This is a genomic window from Oribacterium sp. P6A1 (assembly GCF_000702885.1).
In the GTDB taxonomy this organism is placed as follows: domain Bacteria; phylum Bacillota; class Clostridia; order Lachnospirales; family Lachnospiraceae; genus Oribacterium.
The window spans coordinates 115,080-140,398 of the sequence record NZ_JNKO01000001.1; the positions used below are offsets into that span (position 1 = coordinate 115,080).

Annotated in this window: 22 protein-coding genes; 3 read left to right on the forward strand and 19 right to left on the reverse strand. The window is 41.3% G+C overall.

Going from position 1 to position 25,319, the window contains the following annotated elements:
- Positions 1–60: 60 nt before the first annotated feature.
- Positions 61–2,568 (reverse strand): ATP-dependent helicase, encoded by a 2,508-nt coding sequence (locus tag T515_RS00485; protein WP_036606374.1) that lies wholly within the window; start codon positions 2,566–2,568, stop codon positions 61–63.
- Positions 2,569–2,679: 111 nt separating this feature from the next.
- Here T515_RS00485 and T515_RS00490 point away from each other — a divergent pair, with 111 nt between their 5' ends.
- Entirely contained in the window at positions 2,680–3,327 is a 648-nt protein-coding gene (locus T515_RS00490) for a DUF1836 domain-containing protein (protein WP_036606626.1), read from the forward strand.
- 161 nt (positions 3,328–3,488) lie between these two features.
- Here T515_RS00490 and T515_RS00495 read toward each other — a convergent pair whose 3' ends face one another.
- Both T515_RS00495 and T515_RS00500 read right to left on the reverse strand, forming a co-directional pair.
- Positions 3,489–3,797: a YerC/YecD family TrpR-related protein gene (locus T515_RS00495; protein WP_036606376.1), complete on the reverse strand. Its 309-nt coding sequence runs from the start codon at positions 3,795–3,797 to the stop codon at positions 3,489–3,491.
- Positions 3,798–4,270: 473 nt separating this feature from the next.
- Positions 4,271–6,019 carry a polysaccharide deacetylase family protein gene (locus T515_RS00500; protein WP_242839295.1) on the reverse strand — a complete coding sequence of 583 codons (1,749 nt, stop codon included), beginning with the start codon at positions 6,017–6,019 and terminating at the stop codon, positions 4,271–4,273.
- 250 nt (positions 6,020–6,269) lie between these two features.
- Between T515_RS00500 and T515_RS00505 the strand changes: the two genes are divergently transcribed.
- Positions 6,270–7,124: a DegV family protein gene (locus T515_RS00505; RefSeq protein WP_036606378.1), complete on the forward strand. Its 855-nt coding sequence runs from the start codon at positions 6,270–6,272 to the stop codon at positions 7,122–7,124.
- A 44-nt stretch (positions 7,125–7,168) separates the two neighbouring features.
- On the opposite strand, the gene T515_RS00510 is transcribed toward T515_RS00505, so the two are convergent.
- The 15 genes from T515_RS00510 to T515_RS00580 all read right to left on the reverse strand — a co-directional run bounded on the left by T515_RS00510 (position 7,169) and on the right by T515_RS00580 (position 22,831).
- Complete coding sequence (locus T515_RS00510; RefSeq protein WP_036606380.1) at positions 7,169–8,176, reverse strand: hypothetical protein; 1,008 nt, start codon at positions 8,174–8,176, stop codon at positions 7,169–7,171.
- A gap of 240 nt (positions 8,177–8,416) precedes the next feature.
- The gene (locus tag T515_RS00515; protein WP_036606382.1) at positions 8,417–9,913 is read right to left on the reverse strand and encodes a carbon starvation CstA family protein; all 1,497 of its coding nucleotides are present in this window, start codon (positions 9,911–9,913) and stop codon (positions 8,417–8,419) included.
- A gap of 311 nt (positions 9,914–10,224) precedes the next feature.
- Complete coding sequence (locus tag T515_RS00520; protein ID WP_036606391.1) at positions 10,225–11,205, reverse strand: peptidylprolyl isomerase; 981 nt, start codon at positions 11,203–11,205, stop codon at positions 10,225–10,227.
- Between the two features lie 23 nt (positions 11,206–11,228).
- Positions 11,229–11,696 (reverse strand): divergent PAP2 family protein, encoded by a 468-nt coding sequence (locus T515_RS00525; RefSeq protein ID WP_036606393.1) that lies wholly within the window; start codon positions 11,694–11,696, stop codon positions 11,229–11,231.
- 6 nt (positions 11,697–11,702) lie between these two features.
- Positions 11,703–13,148 (reverse strand): glycogen synthase GlgA, encoded by a 1,446-nt coding sequence (glgA, locus tag T515_RS00530; RefSeq protein WP_036606395.1) that lies wholly within the window; start codon positions 13,146–13,148, stop codon positions 11,703–11,705.
- Positions 13,149–13,277: 129 nt separating this feature from the next.
- Positions 13,278–14,933 (reverse strand): DNA repair protein RecN, encoded by a 1,656-nt coding sequence (gene recN, locus T515_RS00535; RefSeq protein WP_036606397.1) that lies wholly within the window; start codon positions 14,931–14,933, stop codon positions 13,278–13,280.
- A gap of 92 nt (positions 14,934–15,025) precedes the next feature.
- Positions 15,026–15,475 (reverse strand): arginine repressor, encoded by a 450-nt coding sequence (argR, locus tag T515_RS00540; RefSeq protein ID WP_036606398.1) that lies wholly within the window; start codon positions 15,473–15,475, stop codon positions 15,026–15,028.
- Positions 15,476–15,496: 21 nt separating this feature from the next.
- The gene (locus tag T515_RS00545; protein WP_036606400.1) at positions 15,497–16,315 is read right to left on the reverse strand and encodes an NAD(+)/NADH kinase; all 819 of its coding nucleotides are present in this window, start codon (positions 16,313–16,315) and stop codon (positions 15,497–15,499) included.
- Between the two features lie 28 nt (positions 16,316–16,343).
- The gene (locus T515_RS00550) at positions 16,344–17,174 is read right to left on the reverse strand and encodes a TlyA family RNA methyltransferase (protein ID WP_036606402.1); all 831 of its coding nucleotides are present in this window, start codon (positions 17,172–17,174) and stop codon (positions 16,344–16,346) included.
- Positions 17,175–17,260: 86 nt separating this feature from the next.
- Entirely contained in the window at positions 17,261–19,147 is a 1,887-nt protein-coding gene (gene dxs, locus T515_RS00555; protein ID WP_036606404.1) for a 1-deoxy-D-xylulose-5-phosphate synthase, read from the reverse strand.
- A gap of 83 nt (positions 19,148–19,230) precedes the next feature.
- Positions 19,231–20,211, reverse strand: coding sequence for a polyprenyl synthetase family protein (locus T515_RS00560; protein WP_051671277.1), 981 nt, complete (start codon positions 20,209–20,211; stop codon positions 19,231–19,233).
- Complete coding sequence (gene xseB, locus T515_RS00565) at positions 20,189–20,431, reverse strand: exodeoxyribonuclease VII small subunit (RefSeq protein ID WP_051671278.1); 243 nt, start codon at positions 20,429–20,431, stop codon at positions 20,189–20,191. Before xseB ends, T515_RS00560 begins: the two co-directional genes overlap by 23 nt.
- Before the next feature lies 1 nt (position 20,432).
- Positions 20,433–21,770, reverse strand: coding sequence for an exodeoxyribonuclease VII large subunit (gene xseA, locus T515_RS00570; RefSeq protein ID WP_036606406.1), 1,338 nt, complete (start codon positions 21,768–21,770; stop codon positions 20,433–20,435).
- 3 nt (positions 21,771–21,773) lie between these two features.
- Positions 21,774–22,322, reverse strand: coding sequence for a transcription antitermination factor NusB (gene nusB, locus T515_RS00575; protein WP_036606408.1), 549 nt, complete (start codon positions 22,320–22,322; stop codon positions 21,774–21,776).
- A gap of 125 nt (positions 22,323–22,447) precedes the next feature.
- The gene (locus tag T515_RS00580) at positions 22,448–22,831 is read right to left on the reverse strand and encodes an Asp23/Gls24 family envelope stress response protein (RefSeq protein WP_036606409.1); all 384 of its coding nucleotides are present in this window, start codon (positions 22,829–22,831) and stop codon (positions 22,448–22,450) included.
- A 311-nt stretch (positions 22,832–23,142) separates the two neighbouring features.
- Between T515_RS00580 and T515_RS00585 the strand changes: the two genes are divergently transcribed.
- Positions 23,143–23,763, forward strand: a complete 621-nt coding sequence (locus T515_RS00585; RefSeq protein WP_081832595.1) for an NUDIX hydrolase — start codon at positions 23,143–23,145, stop codon at positions 23,761–23,763.
- A 145-nt stretch (positions 23,764–23,908) separates the two neighbouring features.
- Here T515_RS00585 and T515_RS00590 read toward each other — a convergent pair whose 3' ends face one another.
- Positions 23,909–25,303, reverse strand: a complete 1,395-nt coding sequence (locus T515_RS00590; RefSeq protein ID WP_036606410.1) for a hypothetical protein — start codon at positions 25,301–25,303, stop codon at positions 23,909–23,911.
- Positions 25,304–25,319: the final 16 nt, after the last annotated feature.

Consider the following 25,319-nt stretch of genomic DNA (forward strand, 5'->3'; position numbering starts at 1 on the left):
CTCATTTGATATGAGTGTCAAAGCCTATACAGGAACACTTCCCGTTCCTCTGCATTCATACTATTCTTCAACTTTTTTCAGCTTTGCAAAACTTGCCAGCATCTTTTTCTGACCGGCCTTTTCAAATTCTACAGTAACTTCAAAATCCTTCTTGCCATCGGTTACAGAAAGAACTTTTCCGCGTCCGAACTTGATATGACTTACTGTATCCCCTTCTTTATAGTCAAGGGAACTTAATTTCTGCACCCCCTGTGAAACAAGATTCTTGGGAATGCCTGAACCGCTGGTTTTCTTTGGAGTTCCCGCGCCGGTACTTCTGTTCAAATATCCCGTGGAACCCATACCGCTTAAACCATAGCTGTTGGCGCCAAAGCCTGATGAACCGAAGCCTCCCGATGAACGGTTTCCTCTTCCGCCTATAGTATTTCCAAAGCTGTCCGAACCGAATCTATATTCATCCAGTTCATTATACTTCTGACTCTCACGCCTGTTCTTTCTGTAATCCCCGCAGCTTCCTGAACCGTATGAACTGCCATGACCGTAACCGGAACCAAAGGCATCCGCAAACGGCATTTCATCCTCACCGTATCTGTTGATAAAAGACTTCCTGCACATCTCATCAGGTATTTCATTGATAAACATGGACGGCTTCATTCTCTCGAAGTTTCCGTTTACCATACGTGAACGGGCACTTGTCATAACAAGCTCCTCTTCAGCTCTTGTAATACCGACATAGCAAAGACGTCTTTCCTCTTCAAGATCTTCATGGTCCTCCATGGATCTGTAGCCCGGAAAAAGACCGTCACTCATACCAACAAGGTATACCTTTGGAAATTCAAGTCCCTTGGCTCCGTGAAGGGTCATAAGAGTGAGAAGATCAGTATTGTCATCCTTTCTGTCTATATCCGCAACAAGAGAAACCTCTTCCAGGAACTCACTCAGCTTCGGTTCCTCGGCATGAGCCTGATAGTCGGCTGCCTTGTTAATGATTTCCTCAATGTTCTGGAATCTGGTCTCTGCTTCGATGGTTCCCTCTGCCTTTATCTCTGTTCCGTATCCGGTATCATCACGAATGGACTCAATAAGCTTCTGAATGGAAAAACTCTCCTCATCCATTGCATTCTGGTCAAGATAACCGGCGATACGAAGTCTGTACTTCCAGTTCTCAACCATCTCAGTGAACTCAAGAAGTTTTTTTCCTGCTTTTCCCGAAATGCCTATAAGCTCTGCCTTTGTGGCCGCCTCGTACATGGTCACAACATGCTCCGGAGTTGTATTGGCCGCAGCAAATACTCTAAGCTTTTCAAGGGTGGCATCACCGATACCGCGCTTAGGTACATTGATGATACGTTCAAATGCCACATTATCCGCAGCATTGGCAATCACCTTCATATATGCAAGAACATCTTTTATCTCACGTCTCTGATAGAAGTTTACACCGCCTATAATCTGATAAGGTATGTTCATCTTTATGCACTGCTCTTCCATAAGACGGGACTGGGCATTTGTACGATAAAGAATAGCCTGGTCATGGTAGGCTCTCGGTGTATTCTTAACCTCTCTTACTACAGCATAAGCTTCATCATTGGCACTGTCGAACTCCTGAAAGGTAACATCGGCACCACCCTTTTTGTCGGTCCAGAGACGCTTCTGCTTACGGCCCTTGTTGTTCGCGATGACAGCATTGGCACAATCAAGGATCTTTTCTGTGGAACGGTAATTCTGCTCAAGCTTTATTACCCTTGCCCCCGGAAAGCTCTTCTCAAAGGAAAGAATATTTTCGAGATTTGCTCCACGGAACTTGTATATACTCTGATCATCATCACCTACAACACAGATATTTTTATACTTTCCTGCAAGCTTGTGAATGAGGTTGAACTGTATATCATTGGTATCCTGATACTCATCCACAAGTATGTATCTGAATCTCTCCTGATAATACTGAAGTACCTCAGGCTCCGTATCAAGAAGCTCAACTGTCTTTAAAAGAAGATCATCGAAATCCAGTGCATCGTTCTGATGAAGCTTCTTCTCATACAGTGTGTAGCACTCGGCAATTTTCTTTTCAGTGAAATCTCCTCCTGAAATCTGCTTTCCGAAATCCTCAGGAGACATACCCTCATTCTTTGCCTTGGAGATAGCTGACAGAACAGCCCTGTCCTTGATCTTCTGATTATCGATATTAAGCTCTTTAAACACCTGACGCATTACGGTCTTCTGATCATCTGTATCATAAATCGAGAAATTGGAAGTATATCCAATTCTTTCGATATGACGACGCAGCATACGGACACACATGGAATGGAAGGTTGAAACCCAAACCTCTCTTGCCCGGACACCAACTATCTTATCAACACGGTCTCTCATTTCTCCGGCTGCTTTGTTTGTAAATGTTATGGCCAGGATGTTCCACGGCTGAACATCGCAGTTTTCGATGAGGTAGGCTATACGATGAGTAAGAACTCTTGTCTTTCCTGATCCTGCTCCGGCAAGTACCAGAAGAGGTCCTTCTGTATGTCTTACTGCATCACACTGTTCCTTATTTAAAATTCTTTCAAGATTTTCCATGTTACTCCTAAATCTCTTATTATTTTAACGTCGCTCGATTATAACACATGAGTCTTTAGGGGTCAAAAGTATTTATTGTGGCAAAAAATGGATTGTGTTATACTTTACGGCATGGACGAAAAATACTTTGAAGAATTAATTGAATATTTTCATTCTCTTGATCATATCACCACTGAAGATATACCAAACATAGATCTTTACATGGATCAGGTGACCGGTTTTATGGATCAGCATCTTGATCCCATTAAGAGACATCACGAGGACAAGGCACTTACGAAGACCATGATCAACAATTATGCGAAGAACAAGCTTCTGCCTCCTCCTGACCGTAAGAGATACAACAGAGAGCATATGCTCATTTTACTGTTCATCTACTATTATAAGGGCATCCTTCAGTTAAATGATATTGAGGTCATCCTTAAGCCTCTCAATGAGAAATATTTTTCCGGACATCCCTCAGTGACACTTACAGATATCTATGATGAAGTGTTTACTCTGGAGCCTGATGAGAAGAAAAGGATCTTTGCCGAAGTTGAAACCATGGCAAAGATGTCGCTTGATTCCTTCCGTGCCGATAATCCCAAATTTTCCGGAATTTCCGACGAAGACAGAGGGGAACTCCAGCTTTTTTCTTTTTTGTGTGAACTTGGATTGGATGTATTCATGAAAAAGCTGCTTATGGAAAAGATAGCTGACAAGCTTCATGAAGCAGAGCTTTCAAGACAGGCCGCAGAAAGAGCCATGAAGAAAAAGAAATAATGTTTTATTAGTTAATTATAAATAAGGAGGCAAACGATCATCGGTCGTTTGTCTCTTTTTTCGCGATACGGCTGTCAAGCGTCTATCCTGTTTGCATAAGCGGACCATAACAGAATTAATGAAATCGGGCAGGGTATTTCTACCCTGCCCGATTAATCGAATCATTTCTTTTTCAGATTATCTTCATACCCCAGTCTCTCAAATACCATATCGTATCCGTCTGCTCCGTAATTAAGGGAACGGTTTACTCTTGATATAGTAGCTGTAGAAGCTCCGGTTGCTTTTGCGATGTTCAGATAAGTCTCTCCCTCACGAAGCATCTTGGCAACTTCATATCTCTGTGCCATGGAAAGAAGTTCATTGATGGTGCAAACATCCTCAAAAAACTTATAGCATTCATCCTTAGACTTAAGTGTAAGGATTGCATCAAATAAATGGTCTACCTCTTTTGTCTTTAATTTACTGTTCATATCCAAATCCTCTGTCTTTATACGTCAGCCAACACGTATTTTGCAAAGCAATAGACTGACGTTTTATGGCTGACCTGTACAAGGCTGCATCGCCATATCATTCTTTGATTATTCGCTTTATTGTTTTAGCGTGTTAATTCTTTGAACTTTTACACTTTATAACACGAAAGTAGTATAACATTCACCATATTTCATTTCAAGTGAAAAGTTGCAATATAAAAGGGCATGTACTTTTGCAACACACCCCTTGTTATTGTATAACTCAGACGTATACTTTACATAATTCGAAATTATATATCAATAGGTTTTACTTTACGACATTTTATGATATGTATTTAAATTTTTAATTCGTTAAAGTATTACCGCATCGCTTTACTGTACTTGTCTTATGAACTTCTCTTTTCAAACCTGGAAAGAAAAAAACAAGTCATTACCAGGATATGGCATGACTTGTTTTCTTTATTCCTATTGATTTAGTTCCAGGTGATAGGTGTAGGTCTTCTGGTATCAAATACGGTCTTAACATCCATCAGATCGGAAAGTTTACTGTCCTGTCCGGAGTAATCCATCCACATTCTGTAGCCGTCCAGGTTTCTGCGTCCCTGTCTTACAAAATTGCTTCCGAATTGTACCCATGCCGGATTTGAATCCACGTTACAGAAATATCTGAATCCTGCATTCTGAAGCATATTGAACTTTTCATTTTCAGTTGTGTATGGATGCCAGTCTGCAATATCAGCTCCGAAAGGATAGAGAATAATATCACAGTTGCCCGGCATGAGAGTCTCAACATTACGCTCCCATCTGTCTGTATCCTTGGTAAGAGCAGCAAGATCTCTGTTGGTGAAATTCAGATGACCCCAGCTGTGTGAAGCCAGCTCGTAACCGTCATCAACAAGTGCCTGCATAAGTACCTTGCAGGTTTCTCTGTCATCAGCTATGTTAGGATTTGCCTTCATACTCGGGTCACGATTAGGTGAACTTTCATCGTAGGTTTCATCGGTTCTGTATCCAAGAACACCGTTATAACCTGTAAATGCTATGATAGCCTTTGCTCCTCTGTAGGAAAAATCAGGGTGCTGTTCGATGAAATTATCAAGTATGGGAACAATATCATAGTCGCCTATGGAAACATTGCCCGCTGCATCGGTATACTGAAGCTTCAGCTTGCCGTTCTCATCAAGAACCATCTTATCAGCAAAGCCCTTGCCTTCCATGTACTCATAGTAGCATACGTCATCTTCCGACATTACGAATGCTTTCTTTCCTTCCGGCAGCATGATCTGCTTCTTCACCATTTTCTCTGTACCATCCGGCTGAACTTCTATCTCTGCCATGTCGTGAAGTCCTACAAGCACATATCCTCTGTCATACATCTGCTGAAGTATGGCTTCAAACTCCGGTATGGTTGTCATAACCTGATTGAAGTCCTTTCCGGCTGCATCATTTGTAAATGCTCTGTCGGTATCAACACAAAGAATATGGAAGAAAACATGAGTCACCTGAGAATTGTCAAAAGGAACACAGGCTTCCGCTGCTGTTCTGTACTCCTGAATCTTCGCCTGTACTGTCGGATCAGCCCCATAGGCTGAATTGGAAAGGGTCTCAATAGCAGCATCATAGTCATACATAGCAGCCTTTATGTCACAGGCAGCTATAAGCTGATTCATATCCTCCTGAGCCGAAACACTTTCAGAGCTTATATCTGATTCAAGCGCAACTGTTGATTCTTCCGGAGCTGCAGTTGTTTCTACGGCGACCTTCTTACCGATGAGACCACTTAAATTCAGCTTACCTGTGAAAAACATTACTCCGAGAACAAGAACCACGACGATATCTATGGCTATCAGAATCGCAGAAAAACGCATCTGTTTTCTTTTTCTTACGTTCTGCCTGTGCCTGCTTCTTATAGCTTCGCGTCTTTCAGCAAGCCTTTCATCAAAAGACTTTTCTTCATCCGGATAATCGGTTATATCATCATAACTCCCAGTATCCGAATCCAGAAAGAAATCCTCGGAATTCTCCGGAACATCATCATAAGCTCTTCTTTCGGAACGATATGATTCTCTTTTATATTCAGAATCTAAATCATCTCCAGTAGGTACTCTTCTTGTATACTCATTTTCCGTTTTCTGCTGATTACTTTTTGAAGAATCGTTTCTTAATCGATCAGAATGTCTGGAACTGACGGAATTGTTTTGAGAAAACTTTTTCAAACTCATGATACTACCCTCTTCCTGATACGCCAGTCCTTTTAGATTTCACTGTTGGAAGTTCTGACGCTTTTTGCCATTTGTTTATTACAAATGACATATTATGTGATAAAATACCATCCGATTAATATCAAATCAGTATTACACATATTTAATGATTTTAACGCTTATCTTCCATTAGGGCAAGGTCATTGACATACTTTTGTCCTTTGTTATAATATGTAGTAATCAAAACTACGTCAAGAAACGTGGAGGTTATATGGATTACAAGGTTATAGGAGACAGCTGTTGTGATTACACACCTGAATTAAAGGCTGATCCTCATTTTTCTATAGTTCCCCTTACATTGGAAATCGGTTCTTATTCTGTAATTGATGATGAGAATTTTGATCAACTGGACTTTATCAAAAGACTAAAGGAGTCTTCTGAAGGTGCAAAAACCGCCTGTCCTTCTCCTGAAGCCTATAAAAAGGCCATTGAAGACAGTGATTCGGATGAAATATACATCATAACCATATCGGAACATCTTTCAGGATCTTACCAGTCTGCAGTTATCGGTCAACAGATGTATGAAGAAGAGCATCCCGAAAGCACAAAAAAGATTAAAGTTTTCAATACCAACACAGCTACTGCCGGTGAATTGAATCTCTGCCTCACCTTACAGGAGTTAAAGAACGAAGGAAAGACCTTTGATGAGGTTGTTAGTTACATGACTGATAAAATCGATGTCATGCAGATATATTTCGTTCTGGAATCTCTTGAAAACCTTCGAAAGAACGGACGACTTTCCGCTGTAAAGTCTTTCCTTGCATCAGCTCTTAACATCAAGCCTGTTATGACTGCAATCGGAGGAATCATTCAAAAGCTGGATCAGCAAAGAGGACTCAATAAAGCCATTAAACGTATGGTTCAGCTTGCAGTTGAAAGAGCCGGAGGTCCCGAAAAAACAAAACATATGCTTCTTACCATTACTCATGTGAACAATCTTGAGCGTGCCGAATATGTAAAAGAAGAGCTTTTAAAGCTTGCAAGCTTCCGCAGGATTGTTATTTCCAACACAATGGGTGTTGCCACAGTATATGCAGAGGATGGCGGTATCGTTATAGCTCTTTAATCAGGTAAAATAAACCGGCAGGATCATTCATCCTGCCGGTCTTTTTATCTGTAATCCATTACCAAAAACATCGGTTTTACCGTTACTACTTCATCATATTCTTTCTGAGAAACGGTCACATCGCTGTTGAGTTTTCTTAAATCATCTTTCATAGTCCTGAAGGCTTCTGCTACTGTTGTAGCCCTGCCCTCTCTTATGACTCTTATCATGCGTTCTATCACTACAGGATGTGCATACTGGGGCGGTATGGGGAAATCGGATCTGCCACTGATTGTTGAAGTCATATCCGAAAGTGCATCCTCCCATTCTTTTTGCGCACTCCGCTTGTTATTATGTCCTGTAGGAAGAATTCTTGAGGAAATAACTATAAAAATAAATGAAAATCCAAACAAAACAAAATATATTGCCATGCCCTGTCCTTTTAAAATTGCAAATATTCCGAATAATGCAGAACAAATTGCAAGCATAAGTATAACAAGAGCTACCTTCTGATATGTGGGATTTATTCTGTCTATAATCCTCTTCTGTTTAGCCGTTACGGAAAGTCGTGTATACTGTTCTGGATAAGTGTTTATAAGCCTTTCTGCATCTCGCAATTCTTTCACAGAGGCTTCCTGTGCCGGAGAAAGCTCTTTCAGGTATCTGGCCTTCTCTTCTTCCTCTGCTTTTCTTAATTTATATTCCGCCTCCACACTGTGCAGAGGTATTTCGGGCTTCATCTTTTTAAGTTCCGAAAGAAAGATATCAACCTCTTCTTCGTACTTAAAATTACATTGTTTTTCAAGTCCTGTTCCGTATTTTACAACAAGATAGGGCATAGTCCCGAAGATTCCCTTTCCGGAAAATCCTCCCTTACTCATGGCTACGCGTTTGAAGCATCTGCTGATGTCTCTGTAACTGATGTAGTAGCGTCTGTCTATAAAAAAACTGTTCAGGTATATGGCCTTTTTTCCAAGTCCGCACGGCCCCACCTTGATACATTTTTTTCTGTCTTCCCTAAGCTCTTCCCTGCTTAATGTTGTTGTTCCGAGACATATTGGAGTAAATAACATAATGTCCTCCTGTTGCTAAAAATTTGACAGGGTGTAGATTAACTGCACCCTGTCCGTAAATCAAATTGTCGAAGTGAAAATTTGTTCATAAGGATGAACTGTTTTCATTGTTATGATGAACAGTGTACGTTTACGTCTTTTCTGTGCATCATGCAAATATTTAATTTTCAATGTCAGTGGTCAGTTGACATTATCACAGACTCCGGTACTCCTCCTATTCAGTATCCGTAAGCCAGTGTCTCAGGCGTGAGCCAGATTAGCATTCTGATTTGTGCTGTACTTCTTTGAAGCTCTTATGAAGAGATACAGGAAGAATGCTGCGATGATGATTCCCAGTGGATATGCCACTGCAGTATTGTTTTTGAAGAATGGAATAAGTCCCAGACACTCAGGAGCCATCAGGAAGTATGTAGCTGAAACTGCTGACATAAATGTTGCAGGAACTGCGCATACCCAGTAATTTCTCTTCTCTCTTACGAGATACATAGCACCTGTCCAGAGTACCAGCATTGCCAGAGTCTGGTTTGTCCATGAGAAATATCTCCAGATAACTGCATAACTGAAAATTCCGAAAGAGTTTCCGAATCCGAGGAAAGCACCGCATCCAAGTAACGGAACACAAAGCTTAAGTCTGTTGGAGAAGGATTCCTGATCCATCTTGATCCAGTCGGCAACTGTATATCTTGCTGAACGGAATGCAGTATCACCTGATGTTATAGGACATGCAACTACACCGAGCATGGCAAGTACAACACCGATATTTCCCATTGTCTTTACGCAGACATCATATATTGCAACTGACTGTCCGCCTGCAAGAATCTCATTAAGACCAGAATTAAGTCCACCTGTTGTGCTGTAAATAGTGCAGCCTGCCAAAGCCCAGACAAGAGCTATACATCCCTCTGCTACCATCGCACCGTAGAATACGAAGTGTCCCTGTCTCTCGGACTTAAGACATCTTGCCATAAGCGGTGACTGAGTTGAATGGAAACCGGAAATAGCACCGCACGCAACGGTAATGAACATGAAGGACCAGATTGGCTTTGCATCAGGATGCATGTTGTAGAAGTGATCCCAGAGCTCAGGTGCATGGAATCCGTTTATCGGTAATCCGATTACAACACCGATTGCCATGATGATAAGACAGATACCAAATACAGGATAAATCTTTCCGATGATCTTATCGATGGAAATGAAGGTGGCTATGAAATAGTAGATAAGAATGATGGCAAGCCATACAGCCGTATTTGCAAATGCTCCTTCAACGCCCTTACTCTTGAGGAGCTGAACGATGAGACCTGCAGGTCCTACTGCAAATACAGTACCAACCATTACAAGAAGTACTACAGAGAATACTCTCATGATAGACTTCATGGTATTGCCCAAATACTTACCTGTTACCTCTGCGATGGAATAACCGTTATTTCTCTCACTGAGCATTCCTGAGAAATAATCATGTACGCCTCCGGCAAAGATGGTACCAAATGTAATCCAAAGGAAAACTATAGGTCCCCAAAGTGCGCCCTGAAGTGCTCCGAAGATAGGGCCGAGACCTGCGATGTTCAAAAGCTGAACCAGGAACAGCTTCCACTGTGGTAAAACCACGTAATCAACACCATCATTTATTGTGACGGCCGGAGTTTCACGGTCATCAGGTCCAAATGTGCTGTCTACCAGTTTACCATAGGTAAAGTAGCCTGCGATCAGTAAGCAAAGACAAATTAGAAAACTGATCATACATAACCTCCCTAATTATGGGCTTTGATTTAGTAAAATGTTATTGACCGGATAGCACTTTATTAAATCTTTATTAATTGTTCCGTATATATTGTAAATTCTTTATAAATTGTTTTCAATAAAAAAATCATCATCTGTTGAAAGTGCATTAAAAATAATTTTTTATTTGTATAAAATAAGAGTTGTTTTTCGGAAATATTTTCGCAGACCTTTAAATTTTAAGGATTATTTGATTTTCTCCCTGCATTTTTTGTAAAAAATAAGCACTTTGGAGTAAAAATATGTCTCCAAAGCGCTTACATTAATAAATTTTAAAAACTAATATTTTCATTGAAAAGTTTGAAAAAATTGTCAGCTTTACTTTCAGGATTTGAATTCAGGTCGATCTCATTCCAGAAGGAATCTCTGAACCTTACGATGTGCTGGTCTTTATACTCACCGTATACGTCAAAAAAAGCCTTGGACTTCAATACCTCTTCAAGCTGCAGTTTTTTTACATGGGTAGCCTCCTCGTCATAAGAATCCACAACCTTTAATATATAGTATTTACCGTTCTCTTCTATGATTCCGGATATCTGACCCTCTTCAAGACTGAAGGCGGTTGTATATATGGCATCGGTTTTATCGGATTTTGACAAGGTTTTCTCTATCTCGGGATCTTCACTGTTCTGTCTTGCATAATATGCGAAATTTGCCCCTTCCACATTAACAAGTTCCAAGAGCTTTTCCGCAGATTCTTTATCCGAACATTCTATCTGCTGAACCTTTATGACCTTTACTTCCGCATCGGATACCTCAAGGTCAGCATCGGAAATCAGGTAATCCGCTGTTTTGCATGCAAGGAAATACTCCATATAGATGTGCTGTACATCATCAAGAGTACAACCTCCCATAAATTCTATATCCTCAGGTGTAAGCCCATTGTAGAATTCATTGGAAATGGTTCTAATCTTATCCATCTCTGTGGATGTGACTATGATGCCTGATTTTGACGCAAGAAGATTAAGTGTTTTTATGTTCTGAAGAAACTCTTTGTTTTTCGATACAAAATAGGGTCCGTAGGTCGCTTCATGCTGATTTTCCACAGGCAGATTCCAGATATCGGCTCCAAGAGCATTTTGATATCTGTTTCTTTCCGATCCCATAACTATCATACACTCTGCTTCCGAATACTCTTCTACGTCTTCTGTTTTACCTGTTATTTCCACACCCTTACACGAAACTAAGCTGCATGCTATAAGCATGCAGCTCAGAAAAGTTACAGTTGTTTTTAAATACTTTCTAAAAATCATATGTTACTTTTTCCATTTAAGCTTTATATCCATGGATATCTGCTCTTCACAAGAAAAGCCATGCCTATGCCGAGCAATGCCCCCATAAATACCTGCAAAGGAGTATGTCCCACATACTCCTTGAGCTTCATTTCGAACTCCTCAGGCTTCCAGTTGAAAGGATTGTCCTCAAGTATCTTGTTCAGGAGAACAGCCTGTTTTCCTGTTTCCCTGCGGACTCCGGTGGCATCATACATAACTACACTTGCCAGCGCAAAGCACACAGCAAACATAGATGACGATATACCGTATTGAAGAGCTGCCGCCGTAGCTATGGACACTACAAAGGAGGAATGGCTTGAAGGCATGCCCCCCGAGCCGGTCATCCTTTCCCAGTTGATCCCCTTGTTGAAATATGCGTCTATAGCCGTCTTTATCACCTGGGCCGCCAGCCATGAGGAAACAGCCGTGGTGAGCATATAGTTACTAAGTAATTCTTCAAGTAAATTCATCTAAAATCAATATCCTATCAACCAATCATATAATTCCTGATACTTCATGGCTGAAGTTCTCCAGGAGTAATCCTTAGCCATGGCACGATCCACCATCTTGTTCCAGTCACGCTTACGATCATAATATATCTTTTCAGCATACCGGATAGTGTTCAGCATTTCATGGGCATTGTAATTGGTGAATGAGAAACCGGTACCCTTGTCCTCATATTCATTGAAAGGTTCAACAGTATCACGAAGTCCGCCTGTTTCTCTTACGATAGGTATGGTTCCGTATCTTAAGGCTATAAGCTGAGAAAGTCCGCAGGGCTCAAACAGCGACGGCATAAGGTACGCATCGCATGCGGCATACATCTTGTGGCTGATCTCATTGGAATAGTAAATCTGGGCAGAAACCTTGTTATGGTACTTCCAGTCATAGTGACGGAACATATTCTCATACTTCTCATCACCGGTTCCCAGTACAACAAACTGTATATTGTCCTGGCAGAGCTCATCCATGATGCATTCCACCAGATCAAGTCCCTTCTGATCAGTAAGTCTCGATACTATACCGATCATCATCTTTCCGGGATCCACATCCATGCCCCAGTCTTCCTGAAGGGCCTTCTTATTCTTAGCCTTTTCTTTTCTGAAATTCTTGGCATTGAAATTCTTAACCAGGAATCTGTCAGTCTCAGGATTCCACTCATCATAATCAATACCGTTTACTATACCTCTCAAGTCATGCTCACGGGCTCTTAAAAGTCCGTCAAGACCCTCACCGTAGAAAGGCATCTTTATCTCTTCGGCATAGGTATCTGAAACAGTTGTGATGGCGTCTGCATATACTATACCGCCCTTAAGCAGATTACCGTCCTTCTTGCATTCAAGCTTATCAGCCGTAAAGTAGTAATCACTTAACTGTGTGAATCTCTGTATGGTCTTAACATCCCAGACACCCTGGAACTTAAGATTGTGAATGGTGATGACAGACTTTATTGAGCGATAAAACTCACCGCCGGCAAATTTATCATGGAGAAGAACAGGTATGAGACCTGTCTGCCAGTCGTGACAATGGATAAGATCAGGATGCCAGTCAAGAAGAGGTAATGCAGAAAGTGCTGCATAACAGAAAAAGCTGAACTTTTCCAGATCCCAGTACCAGTCACCGTAAGGACGATCTCCTGAGAAATATGACTCATTGTCTATAAAATAATATGTCACGCCGTCCTGCTCGTATTTAAGAACTCCCACGTAGCGGGACTGACCGAGGTAATCCATGTAAAAATGTGTTACATATTCCATTTTCTGTCGCCACTCCCATGGTATGCACATATACTTGGGAATCATAACGCGACAATCATAGTATCTCTTATCAATGGTCTTTGGAAGTGAACCAACAACGTCAGCCAATCCTCCTGTTTTGATAAAAGGCACAGCCTCCGATGCAAGCATCAATACATTTTTCATTTTATACAGCCTCCCACTCGTGATTTAGTTGCGTATTCCGTAATTCTTATGATGTATTGAAAACAATAAGTGAAATTTTTAGTCAAATAGCAATAAATTTACACCCATTAACACATATTATTATACTTCCTACAAACCATCATTAGCAAGTTTTTTAAGTTCTCTGGCATTTGCAAGAACAGCGTCGGTAACCTTTCCTCCCGCAAGAAGTCTGGCCAATTCCATAACCGACTCTTCATTATCAAGCCTTCTTATGCTGGTATGAGTATGCCCGTCTTCTGCAGTTTTCTCTATACAGAAATGAATATCTGCCTTCGCAGCGATCTGAGGAAGGTGAGTGATAAGTATTACCTGATGGGACAATGCTATTTTCTTCAACTTCTCAGATACCTTTTCTGCAGTTCTTCCGGAAATACCTGTATCAACTTCGTCAAATATAAGTGTGGGTATTTCATCGGTATCCGCAAGAACAGTCTTTATGGACAGCATGATACGGCTCAGCTCACCGCCTGAAGCAACCTCGCTAAGGGGCCTTACAGGTTCACCCGGGTTCAGACTGACAACAAAATGAACGTCATCCATTCCGTTTGATGAAGGATCTTTGAGACTCTTGAAATCCATATCGAACTTAACGTCAAGGAAACCCATCTCCGTCATTTCCGACCTTATCTTCTCACAAAGCAGTTTCGCCCCTTTCTTACGGGCTTTTGTCAGTTCATCACAAAGACTTATAAGTTCTTCTTCAGTCTTTGTGAGCTTTTTTATACATTTAGCTCTGTTCTCATCATAATCTTCCAGTTCTTTTAATCTTTCCTGCTTTTCCAAAAGTGCGGCTTCCGTCTTCTCCACAGTACCGCCGTATTTGGCCATAACGCCCCGGATGTAATCAAGGCGTTCCGTGATCTCCAGGAAATCTTCTTCATCAAAATCATTTTTATCAAGATAATGATCCAGCTCTCTCACGGTATCCTCGGAAATAGTCTGGAGATCATACAGACTGTCACTGATATTCTGAAGAGAATCGTCATAATTCAAGGCATCCTGTATGGCTTTTATAGCCGATGAAAGATCCACCTCGTCCATAATGGCTCTCGCCTTTTGGACGGAGCCGTAAATCTTCTGAATATTCTGATACTTTTTGTATCTCTCAGCCAGTTCTTCCTCTTCCCCGTCTTTCAGATCTGCCTTTTCTATATCGTCTATTTCAAATTTAAGAAAATCCAGTTCTCTCAGTCTCTGACCTTCATCCATGTCAAAGCCGGAAAGCCTGTTCTTTAATTCAGTGTATTCATGATACTTTTCAGATACAGATACACGAAGAACACCAGTCTCCTTTTGCTGGAAATCATCCAAAACCTTCAGATGATATCCATCTCTCAAAAGAGACTGATGTTCATGCTGGCCGTGAATATCTATAAGTAATTCCGCAACCTTACGTAACTTTCCGAGTGTCACGGTTTCATCGTTGATCTTTATTTCAGATCTGGTGTTTGAAATCTTACGTTTTATGATGATCTGACCTTCCTCAGGCTCTACATCCAAAGCACGAAGCATCTCTTCCTGATGCTCTGTGAGATCCCCGAAAACAATCTCCACAAACCCTGATTCTTTTCCGTTTCGGATCATATCCTTGTTTGCTTTTGATCCAAGGCAAAGATTGATGGATCCGATCAAAATAGATTTTCCTGCTCCCGTCTCACCTGTGAGGATATTCATCCCTTCACCGAATTCAACTTCCTCCGATTCAATAAGTGCAAGATCTTTTACATGTAGATGATATAACATTTTGTCTCCTCTTTTCCGAAAACCGAGGCATTTATAAATTTGCCAGTCAGCCTCAGGTTTTCACTGTAGTCTTTATCATCCGGTAAATGTTTTTACTCCATTATCTCCTGGATGCGATTCTTTACATCCAGCGCATCCTGTGCGTCTTTCATTGCACACATAATAGTGTCATCGCCGGCAAGAGTTCCGACGATCTTGTCAAGCCTGAACTGGTCCAATGCCGCAGCAACTGCATTGGCCATACCGGTCATGGTACGGATAACAAGAAAATTACCTGCCGTATCCATGCTCATGAGGGCTTCACGAAGAACTCTGATATACTTTTCGGAATATACATGTTCCTCTTTCTCTATGATCTGATAGTATTGGTTACCGTCATTACCCGCAACTTTACTGAGCTTAAGCTCTTTAATATCTCTTGAAACAGTTGCCTGTGTAACCTTGTAGCCTTCTCTGTTCAGAATATCTGCCAGCTCCTCCTGCGTGCCTATGCGCATTCTTCCAACCAGCTCAATGATCTTCTGATGCCTTGATTTCTTCATCTCAGCTCTCCTCTCAGTGTACTATCGCTCACTGTCCATTTTATTTTTCAATGTCTCCAGAAAGCTTCCTTCCCGTAATTTGATGAGCGTTGTCATCTCATTTGCTTTTCTGACAGTGACTATATCTCCTTTTTTCAGTTCAAAGATATGTTCACCATCAAATGCAACCATTTCATTTTCCGAATCCACCCTTACCTGAATCCTGCTGGAGTCCGACAATACAACAGGCCTGCTGTTCGTACTGTGGGCACATACAGGAGTCATAACGATAACAGGCGAACCCGGAGCTACGATGGGGCCTCCTGCAGACAGATTGTATGCCGTAGATCCTGTGGGAGTCGCGAAAATGATCCCGTCGGATATATAGTTGCTCAGTTCCTGACCGTCACAGGTCACAGCGAATCTCATGACACTTATTCCGCTCCTGCGACTAACAAGAATCTCATTAAGAGCAGTATCTCTCATGATAACTTCACCGTTTCTTCTGACACTTCCATGAAGCATGGCTCTGACGTCACGTATATAGTCATGTTTAATGAGGCGATCCATGGCTTCCGGTATCTGATCCTTTTTTGATACCTCTGTAAGATATCCCAGGTGTCCGGCATTGACACCCAGAATAGGTGTGTCCTGACCACGTAAGACTCCTGCGATCCTGAGCATGGTTCCGTCTCCTCCTATGCTGACTATGGCGTCTGCATCGTAGAAATCGTCCCTGCTGTAGGTCTCTTCCAAAAGCGAAGCAACCTTCACTCCTCTGGAGCTGAGATAGTCCTCTATGATATTTTTAAACTCCAATGCTTCTGTTTTTCTGGTATTAACAACTAAAGTTACTTTCATATCCTGTCTCTTTGATATAAGTTTTCTTTTATGATTTAACGTCCAGCAAATCATGGGATGCATTTACGGTCTTCTCTGCTTCCTCATGAATCCAAAGAAGATCTTTTTCCTCAGACTCTGTATCGCTTCTCAGCATAAGCTCTGCAAGATACTCGATATTACCCTCAGGTCCCTTTATAGGACTGAATGTAAGTCCTTTAAGCTCGAAGCCTATGGAATATGCAAAGGAAAGAGTCTTCTCTATAACTTCAACATGAACCTTCTTATCCCTTACAACTCCTTTTTTGCCAACCTGATCTCTTCCTGCTTCAAACTGTGGCTTTATAAGACATACCACCTGGCAGTCATCTTTAATCAGGGTTTTAACAACAGGAAGAACAAGCTGAAGACTAATAAAGCTGACGTCTATGGATACAAGACTTGCAGGCTCTCCCAGATCCTCCGGCTTAACATAGCGTATGTTGGTTTTCTCCATACATACAACCCTCTCATCATTACGAAGCTTCCAGTCAAGCTGCCCGTGACCTACATCAATTGCAAAAACCCTGACTGCACCATTCTGAAGCATGCAGTCTGTAAAGCCACCGGTACTTGCACCTATATCCAGACAAACCTTTCCATCGCAGGAAACCCCAAACTCCTTTATTGCCTTTTCAAGCTTTAAACCGCCTCTTGAAACATAAGGAAGTACATTGCCCCTTACCTCTATATTTACTTCGGGATCAAATGTTGTACCTGCTTTATCCTCTTTTTCACCGTTTACATATACTATACCTGCCATGATGGTTCGCTTGGCCTTTTCTCTTGATTCAGCCAGACCTTTATTGACAAGTAATACATCAAGTCTTTCTTTTTTCAAAATCAATTCCTCATTTTAGGATACTGTGTCTTTAAGAGCATATGACAAAGGCGGGTTCACAGGAATCCGAAAACGGATTTAAGCACTCACACACTCTGCTCTCTGCATCTAAAGTCAATTATTCCTTTTTCATTTAAAAGCTTCATAATGGATTCACTGTCTATTCCGAGACCCTCACGAAGCTTTGTCACATTGCCATGCTCTACATATTTGTCCGGAAGAGTTATGGTAACAACCTTTACCTCCGGATGATTTTCATGAATATATGCCTCAACCTGTATGCCGAATCCTCCCTGCTTGACGTTTTCTTCAAGGGTTACTATCACTTCATGGTCAAGAGAAATGAGATCAAGCATATCTGTATCTATAGGCTTGACAAAACGGGCATTAACAAGAGTAAGATCATAGCCGCATTTTAATGCTTTATCACGTATGTGCTCTGCTGTAGATACCATGGATCCTGCTGCAAGAAGGGCTATTTTCTCTCCCTTGAAAAGCATCTCCGACTTTCCGTATTCTATCGGTGATGAGAACTCGCTTAATCCCTGATATGCAACTCCACGAGGATACCTGATGCTTACAGGCAGTGGATATTTCATGGCAAATTCCATCATCATCTGAAGCTCTGTGGCATTCTTAGGTGCCATGACAGACATGTGGGGGATGGAAGTCAGAAAACTGTAATCGAAGATTCCCTGATGGGTTTCCCCGTCTGAACCTACAAGCCCTGCTCTGTCTATGCAAAAAACAACAGGAAGCTTCTGAAGACAGACATCATGAACTATCTGATCATACGCTCTCTGTAAAAAGCTTGAATATACTGCGATAACAGGTTTAAGACCATTTGAGGCCATACCGGCTGCACAGGTAACCGCATGCTGCTCGGCTATTCCCACATCAAAAAATCTGTTGGGATAGTCATGAGCAAATCTGCTGAGCCCGGTTCCGTCAGGCATAGCCGCTGTTATGCCGACTATCTTTTTGTTTTCCTTTGCAAGTTCACAGATTTTGTCGGAAAAATATTCTGTATATGTCTTTCCGTTATGTGAAAGAGGCTTTCCGGAATGAACATCAAAGGGTGAAACTCCATGATATCTGGAGGGGTATCTTTCAGCAGGTTTATAGCCCCTTCCCTTTTGGGTGAGAACATGAACCAAAACGGCATGATCTATCTTCTTTGCTTCATTAATGGTTCTTTCAACCTCTTTTATATTGTGACCGTCGATGGGACCAAGATATGTTATTCCCATATCCTCAAAGAACATACCGGGAATAACAAGCTGTTTTATGGATTTTTTCGCCTGCTGTATATGCTTTACAAGCCTTTCTCCAACGACAGGAAGTTTAAGCAGTGTTCCGCCTACGTCAACCTTTAATCTGTTGTAGCCCTTTGCGGATCTGAGACCGTTTAAGTACTTGGATATACCTCCGACATTCTGGGAAATAGACATATTATTGTCATTCAGAACTATGATAAAGTTCTTTTTCATGCGGGAAGCATTGTTAAGTCCCTCATAAGCGAGGCCGCCGGTAAGAGCGCCATCACCTATAACAGAAACAACTGTATAGTCCTCGCCTTTTATATCTCTGGCTGCCGCTATGCCGAGTCCGGCTGAAATGGAAGTCGAACTGTGTCCGGTACCGAAGCAGTCGTATGGGCTTTCAGAACGCTTTGGAAAACCGCTCATACCATGGTACTGTCTCAATCCGTCGAAGTTATCCTTACGACCCGACAGAATCTTATGGGTATAAGCCTGATGTCCCACATCCCAGACAAGCTTGTCATGAGGAAGATCAAGGGCACGATAAAGTCCTATGGTCAGATCAACAACACCCAGGTTAGATGCAAGATGTCCTCCGAATTCTGAAGTTTTTTCAATTATAAATTGTCTGATTTCGGACGCAAGCTGATTAAGCTGCTGTTCATCCAGCCTTTTCAGATCTTCAGGTCCATATATATCATCAAGTAACATTTTAATATCTAACTTTCTAAAAAATATTTTATTAGAAAATCATCCGTCCCCGACTTTGTTTTTAAAGTTTCCTGAAGACGGAATCATTTTTTTCTGTTGATCAACATATCCGTCAGATTCATAAGAAATTCACGGCTTTGGTCATTTACATCCGGGAGATTTTTGAGCTCATCAATAGCCTTCTTTGATAAACTCTCCACCTCTTTATGAGCATCTGAAAGACCATATATGGAAACATAGGTGGTCTTGTTGTTTTCATCATCAGAATGAATAGGCTTTCCGAGAACCTCTACAGTACTTGTTTCATCCAGAATGTCATCCTGAATCTGGAAGGCCACACCAATCTTCTCTCCAATATCTTCAAGCCTTTTCAGCTCTTCATCCTTTGCACCGCCGAGGACAGCTCCGATCATAAGAGATGCCTGTAAAAGCGCTCCGGTCTTCAGTTTATAGATAAACATAAGCTGTTCGTCCGTAAGGGGCTTTCCTGTCATTTCAACATCAACCACCTGACCTCCCAGCATACCGTAAACCCCCGACTTTTCCATAAGGATGTCAAGTGCCCTGACAAATGAAAGAGAATAAGCATTGAGCTCTTCCTGAGTTATACCCTTATCACCTCCGGAATACTCCGAAAGCTGCTTTTTATAAGCCTTCGCGACTATCTCCGGTGCATACATCAAAAGAGCATCACCACAAAGAGTTCCCATGGCTTCACCATATTTAAACCATGTAGACTCTCTTCCGCGTCTGTACTTATCACCATCCATGCAGGGAAGATCATCATGGCAAAGACTTGATGTATGAATCATCTCCATGGCACACATAAAGCTGTGGACCACAGGAAGCATGAATTCATCTCTGCCGGAGGTTCTGTCCCTGTAGAGCTCATAGCTCTTAAGTATCATAAGCGGTCTTATGCGCTTACCGCCCGCTTCCACAGAATAATCCATGGAATCCAGTACGGTAGACTGAAGACCTTTGACCTCCGGAATTCCTTTTTTGATAATCTCGTTTACTGATCTGACTGTTTCATCCAATTCATGAGAGAATGCCATCTTCATCCAACACCTTTACCTGTTTTTCAATCTTATCGATACTTTCGTTTGCATCCTTAAGAAGTCCGACACCCTTTTTATACATATCAAATGTCTTTTCAAGGCTGTCTTCATTTTCCATCTTTTCTATAAGCTCATCCAATTCTGCAAAAATCTCATTTAAGGGTTTTCTGCTTTCTACGGATGCTTCAGCCTGTGGTTCCTTGCTTTTGGTTCTGCCGGCCATATCAACCTCCAAAATTTATATCCTCAATACGGCTTTTTAATGTTCCGTCCTTGAGTGTAGTGCTTATCAGATCACCTTTTTTCAGCTTCTTTACACTGTCAACTCTTTTTCCTTCATCATCACGAATGAAACCGTAACCACCTGACAGCTTTCGCAAAGGACTGACGGCTTCAAGCCGTTCTGTCTTTATCATAAGCTTATGACGGGCTTTTTCCAGACTCTGTTTCATGATGGAAGGCATACCATCATAGTCTCTCAAATGATTCTTCGTAAGATGAAGCATGTCAGTCATAAGAGTTTTTAATTCATCATAATCTCTCAGTCTTTCCCTGCAGAATACAAGTTTATTCTGCATAAGCCTGGTCAATTCGTTTTTACTGAGAATTTCTTTTTTGTGGTATTCATTGAGAATGTACTTGGGATTAAGCTGATTTAACTTAAGTTTGTACATGGATAACTTCTGTCTTGAATCCTGAACATGCTCATAAAGAACGGATTCCAGTGCAGCTTTGTATCCTGAAATATCGTCTTCGAATTTTGAATAGTCAAAAACTGCCAGCTCAGCTCCGGCACTTGGTGTCGGGGCCCTGAGGTCTGCCACGTAATCAGCAATGGTAGTATCAGTTTCATGCCCTACTGCACTGATAATGGGAGTGTCTGCATCGAAGATGGCCTGAGCCACAGCCTGTTCGTTAAAAGCCCATAGATCCTCGATGGAACCTCCGCCGCGGCCCACTATGATGACATCCATACCCATGAGATCCAGGGTCTTTATACCGCGTATTATAGATTGAACAGCTCCGTCACCCTGAACCTGAGCAGGATACAAAGTAAGGTTCACATAAGGATTTCTTCTCTTCGCTATCTGAACTATATCCCTTACGGCCGCACCTGTTTTTGCCGTTACTATCCCGATATTCCTTGCATACTTCGGAATCGGCTTTTTATACATAGGGTCAAACATGCCCATTTCGGCAAGCTCTTTCTTTAGCTGTTCAAATCTTATGTATAGATCTCCGACCCCGTCTGACCTAAAGCTTTTGGCATAAATCTGGTATGTTCCGCCTCTTTCGTAGACACCTACGCTTCCGGTACACAGAACGCTCATACCGTCCTCTAACTTAAACTGAAGCCCCGCACGATCTCTGACGAACATTACGCCGGAAATCTGCGAAGCTGTATCTTTTAATGTAAAGTAAATATGACCTGAAGTATGATACTTCAGGTTCGATATTTCTCCTTTTATTGTGATGCCGGACAACGCAAAGTCCGTGGCAAACATATTACCTATGTAACTGTTGACCTGCGATACCGTATATGCCCTGTTAAGCTGACCCATCTTTTATTTATTGTTCTTATTGATAAGAATATGAACGCTCTTGCCTTCAGCGGACTTCTTTTCAGTAAGCTCGCCCTGCTGCTTACGAGGTGCCTTCTCCACTTTCTTAGATTCACGTGTGCTGTCAACAAGTCTCGCAAGAACCCCGTTTACAAAAGAACCTGATTCATTGCCGCCGTACTTCTTGGCAAGCTCGATTGCCTCGTTGATAGCAACCTTCTCAGGAACGGCTTCATCATAATTTATCTCATAAAGAGCAAGACGGATTGCTGTAAGATCAGTCTTTGTCATACGATCCGTTTTCCATCCGTCAGCACTTGAATTAATCTTTTCATCAAGTTCAGGAAGCTTGTCAACTATCTTCTGTACTGAGGATTCAAGATCCTTCTGTTCATCTTCAGTCAGATTTTCAATTTTGATCAGACTGTCACCATCCTCATAGTCAGGTGAATCAAAATAACGATCCATCTGTGAAGGAATCTCGTCTCCAGGATAAAACTGTGTGGAGAAAAGAAGTTTAAATTTATGATCTCTTTCTTCTCGCTTATTCATACTTTTCCTATCTGATAATATTTTAAATGTACTGTGGTTTAAAACTTCATGATTTTCAAAAATGAAATAGTCACAATGACCTGCTTCTCTTCGGATCATGAATTAAACCTGTTCATCGGAGGACATCAATCCTCTGTGGTAACAACTCCCGAAATCTTGATGTTTACATCAAGCACATTGAGACCTGTCATGGATTCAATAGCCTGGGCAACCTTGTCCTGAACATTCTTAGATACTTCAGGAATAGAATATCCATACTTGACATTGAGACTGAGGTCAACCGAAACATGACCTTCCTCAATACTTATGGAAACTCCCTTTCCAAGATCCTTGATTCCCATTCTGGAAATGATCTCACCTGACCATCCTCCGTTCATGGAATCAACTCCCTCTGTCTCTGTTGCAGCAATTCCGGCAATGACAGCTACAACTTCATCGGCGATAACAACCTGACCGTTGTCATCCTTCTCATATACAACATGTGTTGCTCTTTCCAGTTTCTGTTCCATATAGAACCTCCAATATAAGTTGTGCAAATGCACATTTTACATATATATATCTGATTTGTACAGATTAATTTGAATATTTGATACTTTTGTCATGAAGTCCATCTACCACTTATGTTCTTACACAAACGGTAGATGGACCTATTGAACTGATGCAATCATACCATATTTCTTTATTTTATGCATTTTAAAAATCTTTTTTGTATATTTTTATGAAATAAGAGTTTATTATATATATTAAAGAAATCAGTTCCAAGTCGTGCACTTAGGATTCGTGACATCAGGTATTCCGATAACCTTGGGGAGGGTATAATATGCAGTTCAAAGGCATTAAACAAATCGAAAAAGGTAACTTTATCAACAGGTATGATATTCTGTATGAATCCAATGATCATAAAGAGAAGACCTATGAAATCGTAAGCCGTAATCCAAATATCACATCACTTGAAGAATTATCCGATTGGAGCAGTAAAACCGTCTGCATTATTGGTCTTTCCAGAAATCATAATCGTATCCTTCTGAACAAGGAGTATCAGATGGCAGTCGGTGACTGGGTATATAATTTCCCTTCAGGTCTTATAGATGAGGGAGAAACTCCCACAGAAGCCGCAAAAAGAGAGCTTATGGAGGAAACCGGACTTCGTTTTGTAAAGCGTATAGTACGTCTGAAGAGCAGTTTCAATTCCGTTGGCCTTTCCAATGAATCCACCTCCTGCGTTATCGCTATAGTAGACGGTGACATTCAGGAAAGTAATTCCAGCTTTGAAGAAATCGAAGCTGTCTGGCTCAGCAAGAACGATGTCAAGGAGCTGCTCAAGACTTCAAAGATGTCAGCGAGAGCACAGCTCTTCTGTTTCCTTTGGGTCTACGGAGATCTGTGCCTCGACAGATTCTATGAAGATCAGGAAGATTTCGGAAAAGGCAATTTAAGATAGTTGAAAAGATTTTTAACGACTTCCGGAAAGATGGTGATCTGTCCGGAAGTCGTTTTTTATTTGTGATAAAGTATCAACAGATGTATTGCAAGTACGATAAGATTTTAAAGCTTCGTACACCTGTATAAAGCTTATTCCAGGAATATCACACAGAGCCGAAACTGTCATAATAGATACAGTTATGGTCACATCCGCCCATAAATAATTTTCTGCAGGATTTCATGCGATAGGTTGATTCCTCTTCACTTTGGTTTCTTCCAGTACGTTTTCTTATATAGCCTATATTCTCAAAATTGGCTTCCTTCCCGGGTATCAAAGCCGCACAGGCATTGATCCAGATAACATTACAATCATCATGTGCACAAAGATCCAGTGAAAGCTTAAAATCATAGGAACCGGTAGAATATGCAGGAGCAATGATCATTGTCAGCATAAAGCCTCTCATGATACGTTCCATATATTCATTTGTCAGAAAGTCCTTGCAGATCATAACAGCGAAGCGTCCTATTCCGGGATAATGGAAAATGGTTATTCTATTATTTTTCTTTAAATACTCTCTGTGATTGCCCTGCTTTGTCTTAAGAAAAAATGGATTCTGTTTGCACTGTCTCGTAAGTACATTTCCGTATCTGTCCAAGACCGGGGCATAATTCAGCCCGTCCATGCTGCAGGAAGGAAGTACTATCAATGGCGGTATCTGTTTTCTCTGTTCTTTATCAAGCGAGCCGAGTTTCTCACGTATAAATGTCTCCATGGTGGGATTTCCGAGCATTTCAGGGAAAACCATGAGCTCGCTTCCCTTTTCTCCGGCTTCTTTAATCTTGTTCCACACAAGAACATTATCACGTTTCATACGGGATTCGTTGTACTTTATATCGAAGGTCTGATAATTGTCCGTATTGTGATACTTGATATCAAAATTTGATTTTGCGCTGAGGGGGGAAGCTGCAACATTAAGCTTTTTTGTTTTGTCAAACAAAGGCAGTGAACCTTTTTTTATAAAAACATGGTCGGCTTCTATATCCCGCATATCTTCCACTACAAGAAGATATTTCAGATAACTGTCTATGCGCTCATAAGAAAAGGAATGTCTGTTTTTTCTGGACCATACACATCGCATCTTGGGAAATACAGAGATACCTGTCTCTTTTCTGTTTGTATTGATTTCCGATGAAACACCCTTCTCTTCAAGTATTTCCCGTTCATCATACAAAAGAACTGCTACAGCTTCATCAAGTGCCTGAATAAATCTTATGATACTGTTCCTGTCCAGCTCCCTGTACAGCTTATCCTTAAATGAATACAGCTTATTTATATATTCCCGGTCGAGATCAGGTTCAAAAACCGGAAAATACATACCTTTGTCACTGAGACTGAGATCCGTATTTTCCTGAATATATCTGTCGATACGACTGCATTCTAATCCTGAAATACTTTTATACAAAATAAGATAATCCTTACCAACAGACTTTATCAAAAAAGAACATAAATCCGCGATAAGATCATATATCAATACTCTCTCCGGAACCGACTCTGCCATACAGTCAATTCCTCCT

Excerpts from the sequence above, each read along its gene's own strand:
- T515_RS00545 (WP_036606400.1), bottom strand. The coding sequence starts at position 16,315 with ATGAAAGTAACTTTAGTTGTTAATACCAGAAAAACAGAAGCATTGGAG.
- T515_RS00560 (WP_051671277.1), bottom strand. The coding sequence starts at position 20,211 with ATGAAGATGGCATTCTCTCATGAATTGGATGAAACAGTCAGATCAGTA.
- T515_RS00585 (WP_081832595.1), top strand. The coding sequence starts at position 23,143 with ATGCAGTTCAAAGGCATTAAACAAATCGAAAAAGGTAACTTTATCAAC.
- T515_RS00490 (WP_036606626.1), top strand. The coding sequence starts at position 2,680 with ATGGACGAAAAATACTTTGAAGAATTAATTGAATATTTTCATTCTCTT.
- T515_RS00590 (WP_036606410.1), bottom strand. The coding sequence starts at position 25,303 with ATGGCAGAGTCGGTTCCGGAGAGAGTATTGATATATGATCTTATCGCG.
- nusB (WP_036606408.1), bottom strand. The coding sequence starts at position 22,322 with ATGAATAAGCGAGAAGAAAGAGATCATAAATTTAAACTTCTTTTCTCC.
- T515_RS00515 (WP_036606382.1), bottom strand. The coding sequence starts at position 9,913 with ATGATCAGTTTTCTAATTTGTCTTTGCTTACTGATCGCAGGCTACTTT.
- argR (WP_036606398.1), bottom strand. The coding sequence starts at position 15,475 with ATGAAGAAATCAAGGCATCAGAAGATCATTGAGCTGGTTGGAAGAATG.
- T515_RS00520 (WP_036606391.1), bottom strand. The coding sequence starts at position 11,205 with ATGATTTTTAGAAAGTATTTAAAAACAACTGTAACTTTTCTGAGCTGC.
- T515_RS00525 (WP_036606393.1), bottom strand. The coding sequence starts at position 11,696 with ATGAATTTACTTGAAGAATTACTTAGTAACTATATGCTCACCACGGCT.
- T515_RS00505 (WP_036606378.1), top strand. The coding sequence starts at position 6,270 with ATGGATTACAAGGTTATAGGAGACAGCTGTTGTGATTACACACCTGAA.
- xseA (WP_036606406.1), bottom strand. The coding sequence starts at position 21,770 with ATGGGTCAGCTTAACAGGGCATATACGGTATCGCAGGTCAACAGTTAC.
- recN (WP_036606397.1), bottom strand. The coding sequence starts at position 14,933 with ATGTTATATCATCTACATGTAAAAGATCTTGCACTTATTGAATCGGAG.
- T515_RS00580 (WP_036606409.1), bottom strand. The coding sequence starts at position 22,831 with ATGGAACAGAAACTGGAAAGAGCAACACATGTTGTATATGAGAAGGAT.
- T515_RS00485 (WP_036606374.1), bottom strand. The coding sequence starts at position 2,568 with ATGGAAAATCTTGAAAGAATTTTAAATAAGGAACAGTGTGATGCAGTA.
- T515_RS00510 (WP_036606380.1), bottom strand. The coding sequence starts at position 8,176 with ATGTTATTTACTCCAATATGTCTCGGAACAACAACATTAAGCAGGGAA.
- T515_RS00500 (WP_242839295.1), bottom strand. The coding sequence starts at position 6,019 with ATGAGTTTGAAAAAGTTTTCTCAAAACAATTCCGTCAGTTCCAGACAT.
- xseB (WP_051671278.1), bottom strand. The coding sequence starts at position 20,431 with ATGGCCGGCAGAACCAAAAGCAAGGAACCACAGGCTGAAGCATCCGTA.
- glgA (WP_036606395.1), bottom strand. The coding sequence starts at position 13,148 with ATGAAAAATGTATTGATGCTTGCATCGGAGGCTGTGCCTTTTATCAAA.
- dxs (WP_036606404.1), bottom strand. The coding sequence starts at position 19,147 with ATGTTACTTGATGATATATATGGACCTGAAGATCTGAAAAGGCTGGAT.
- T515_RS00495 (WP_036606376.1), bottom strand. The coding sequence starts at position 3,797 with ATGAACAGTAAATTAAAGACAAAAGAGGTAGACCATTTATTTGATGCA.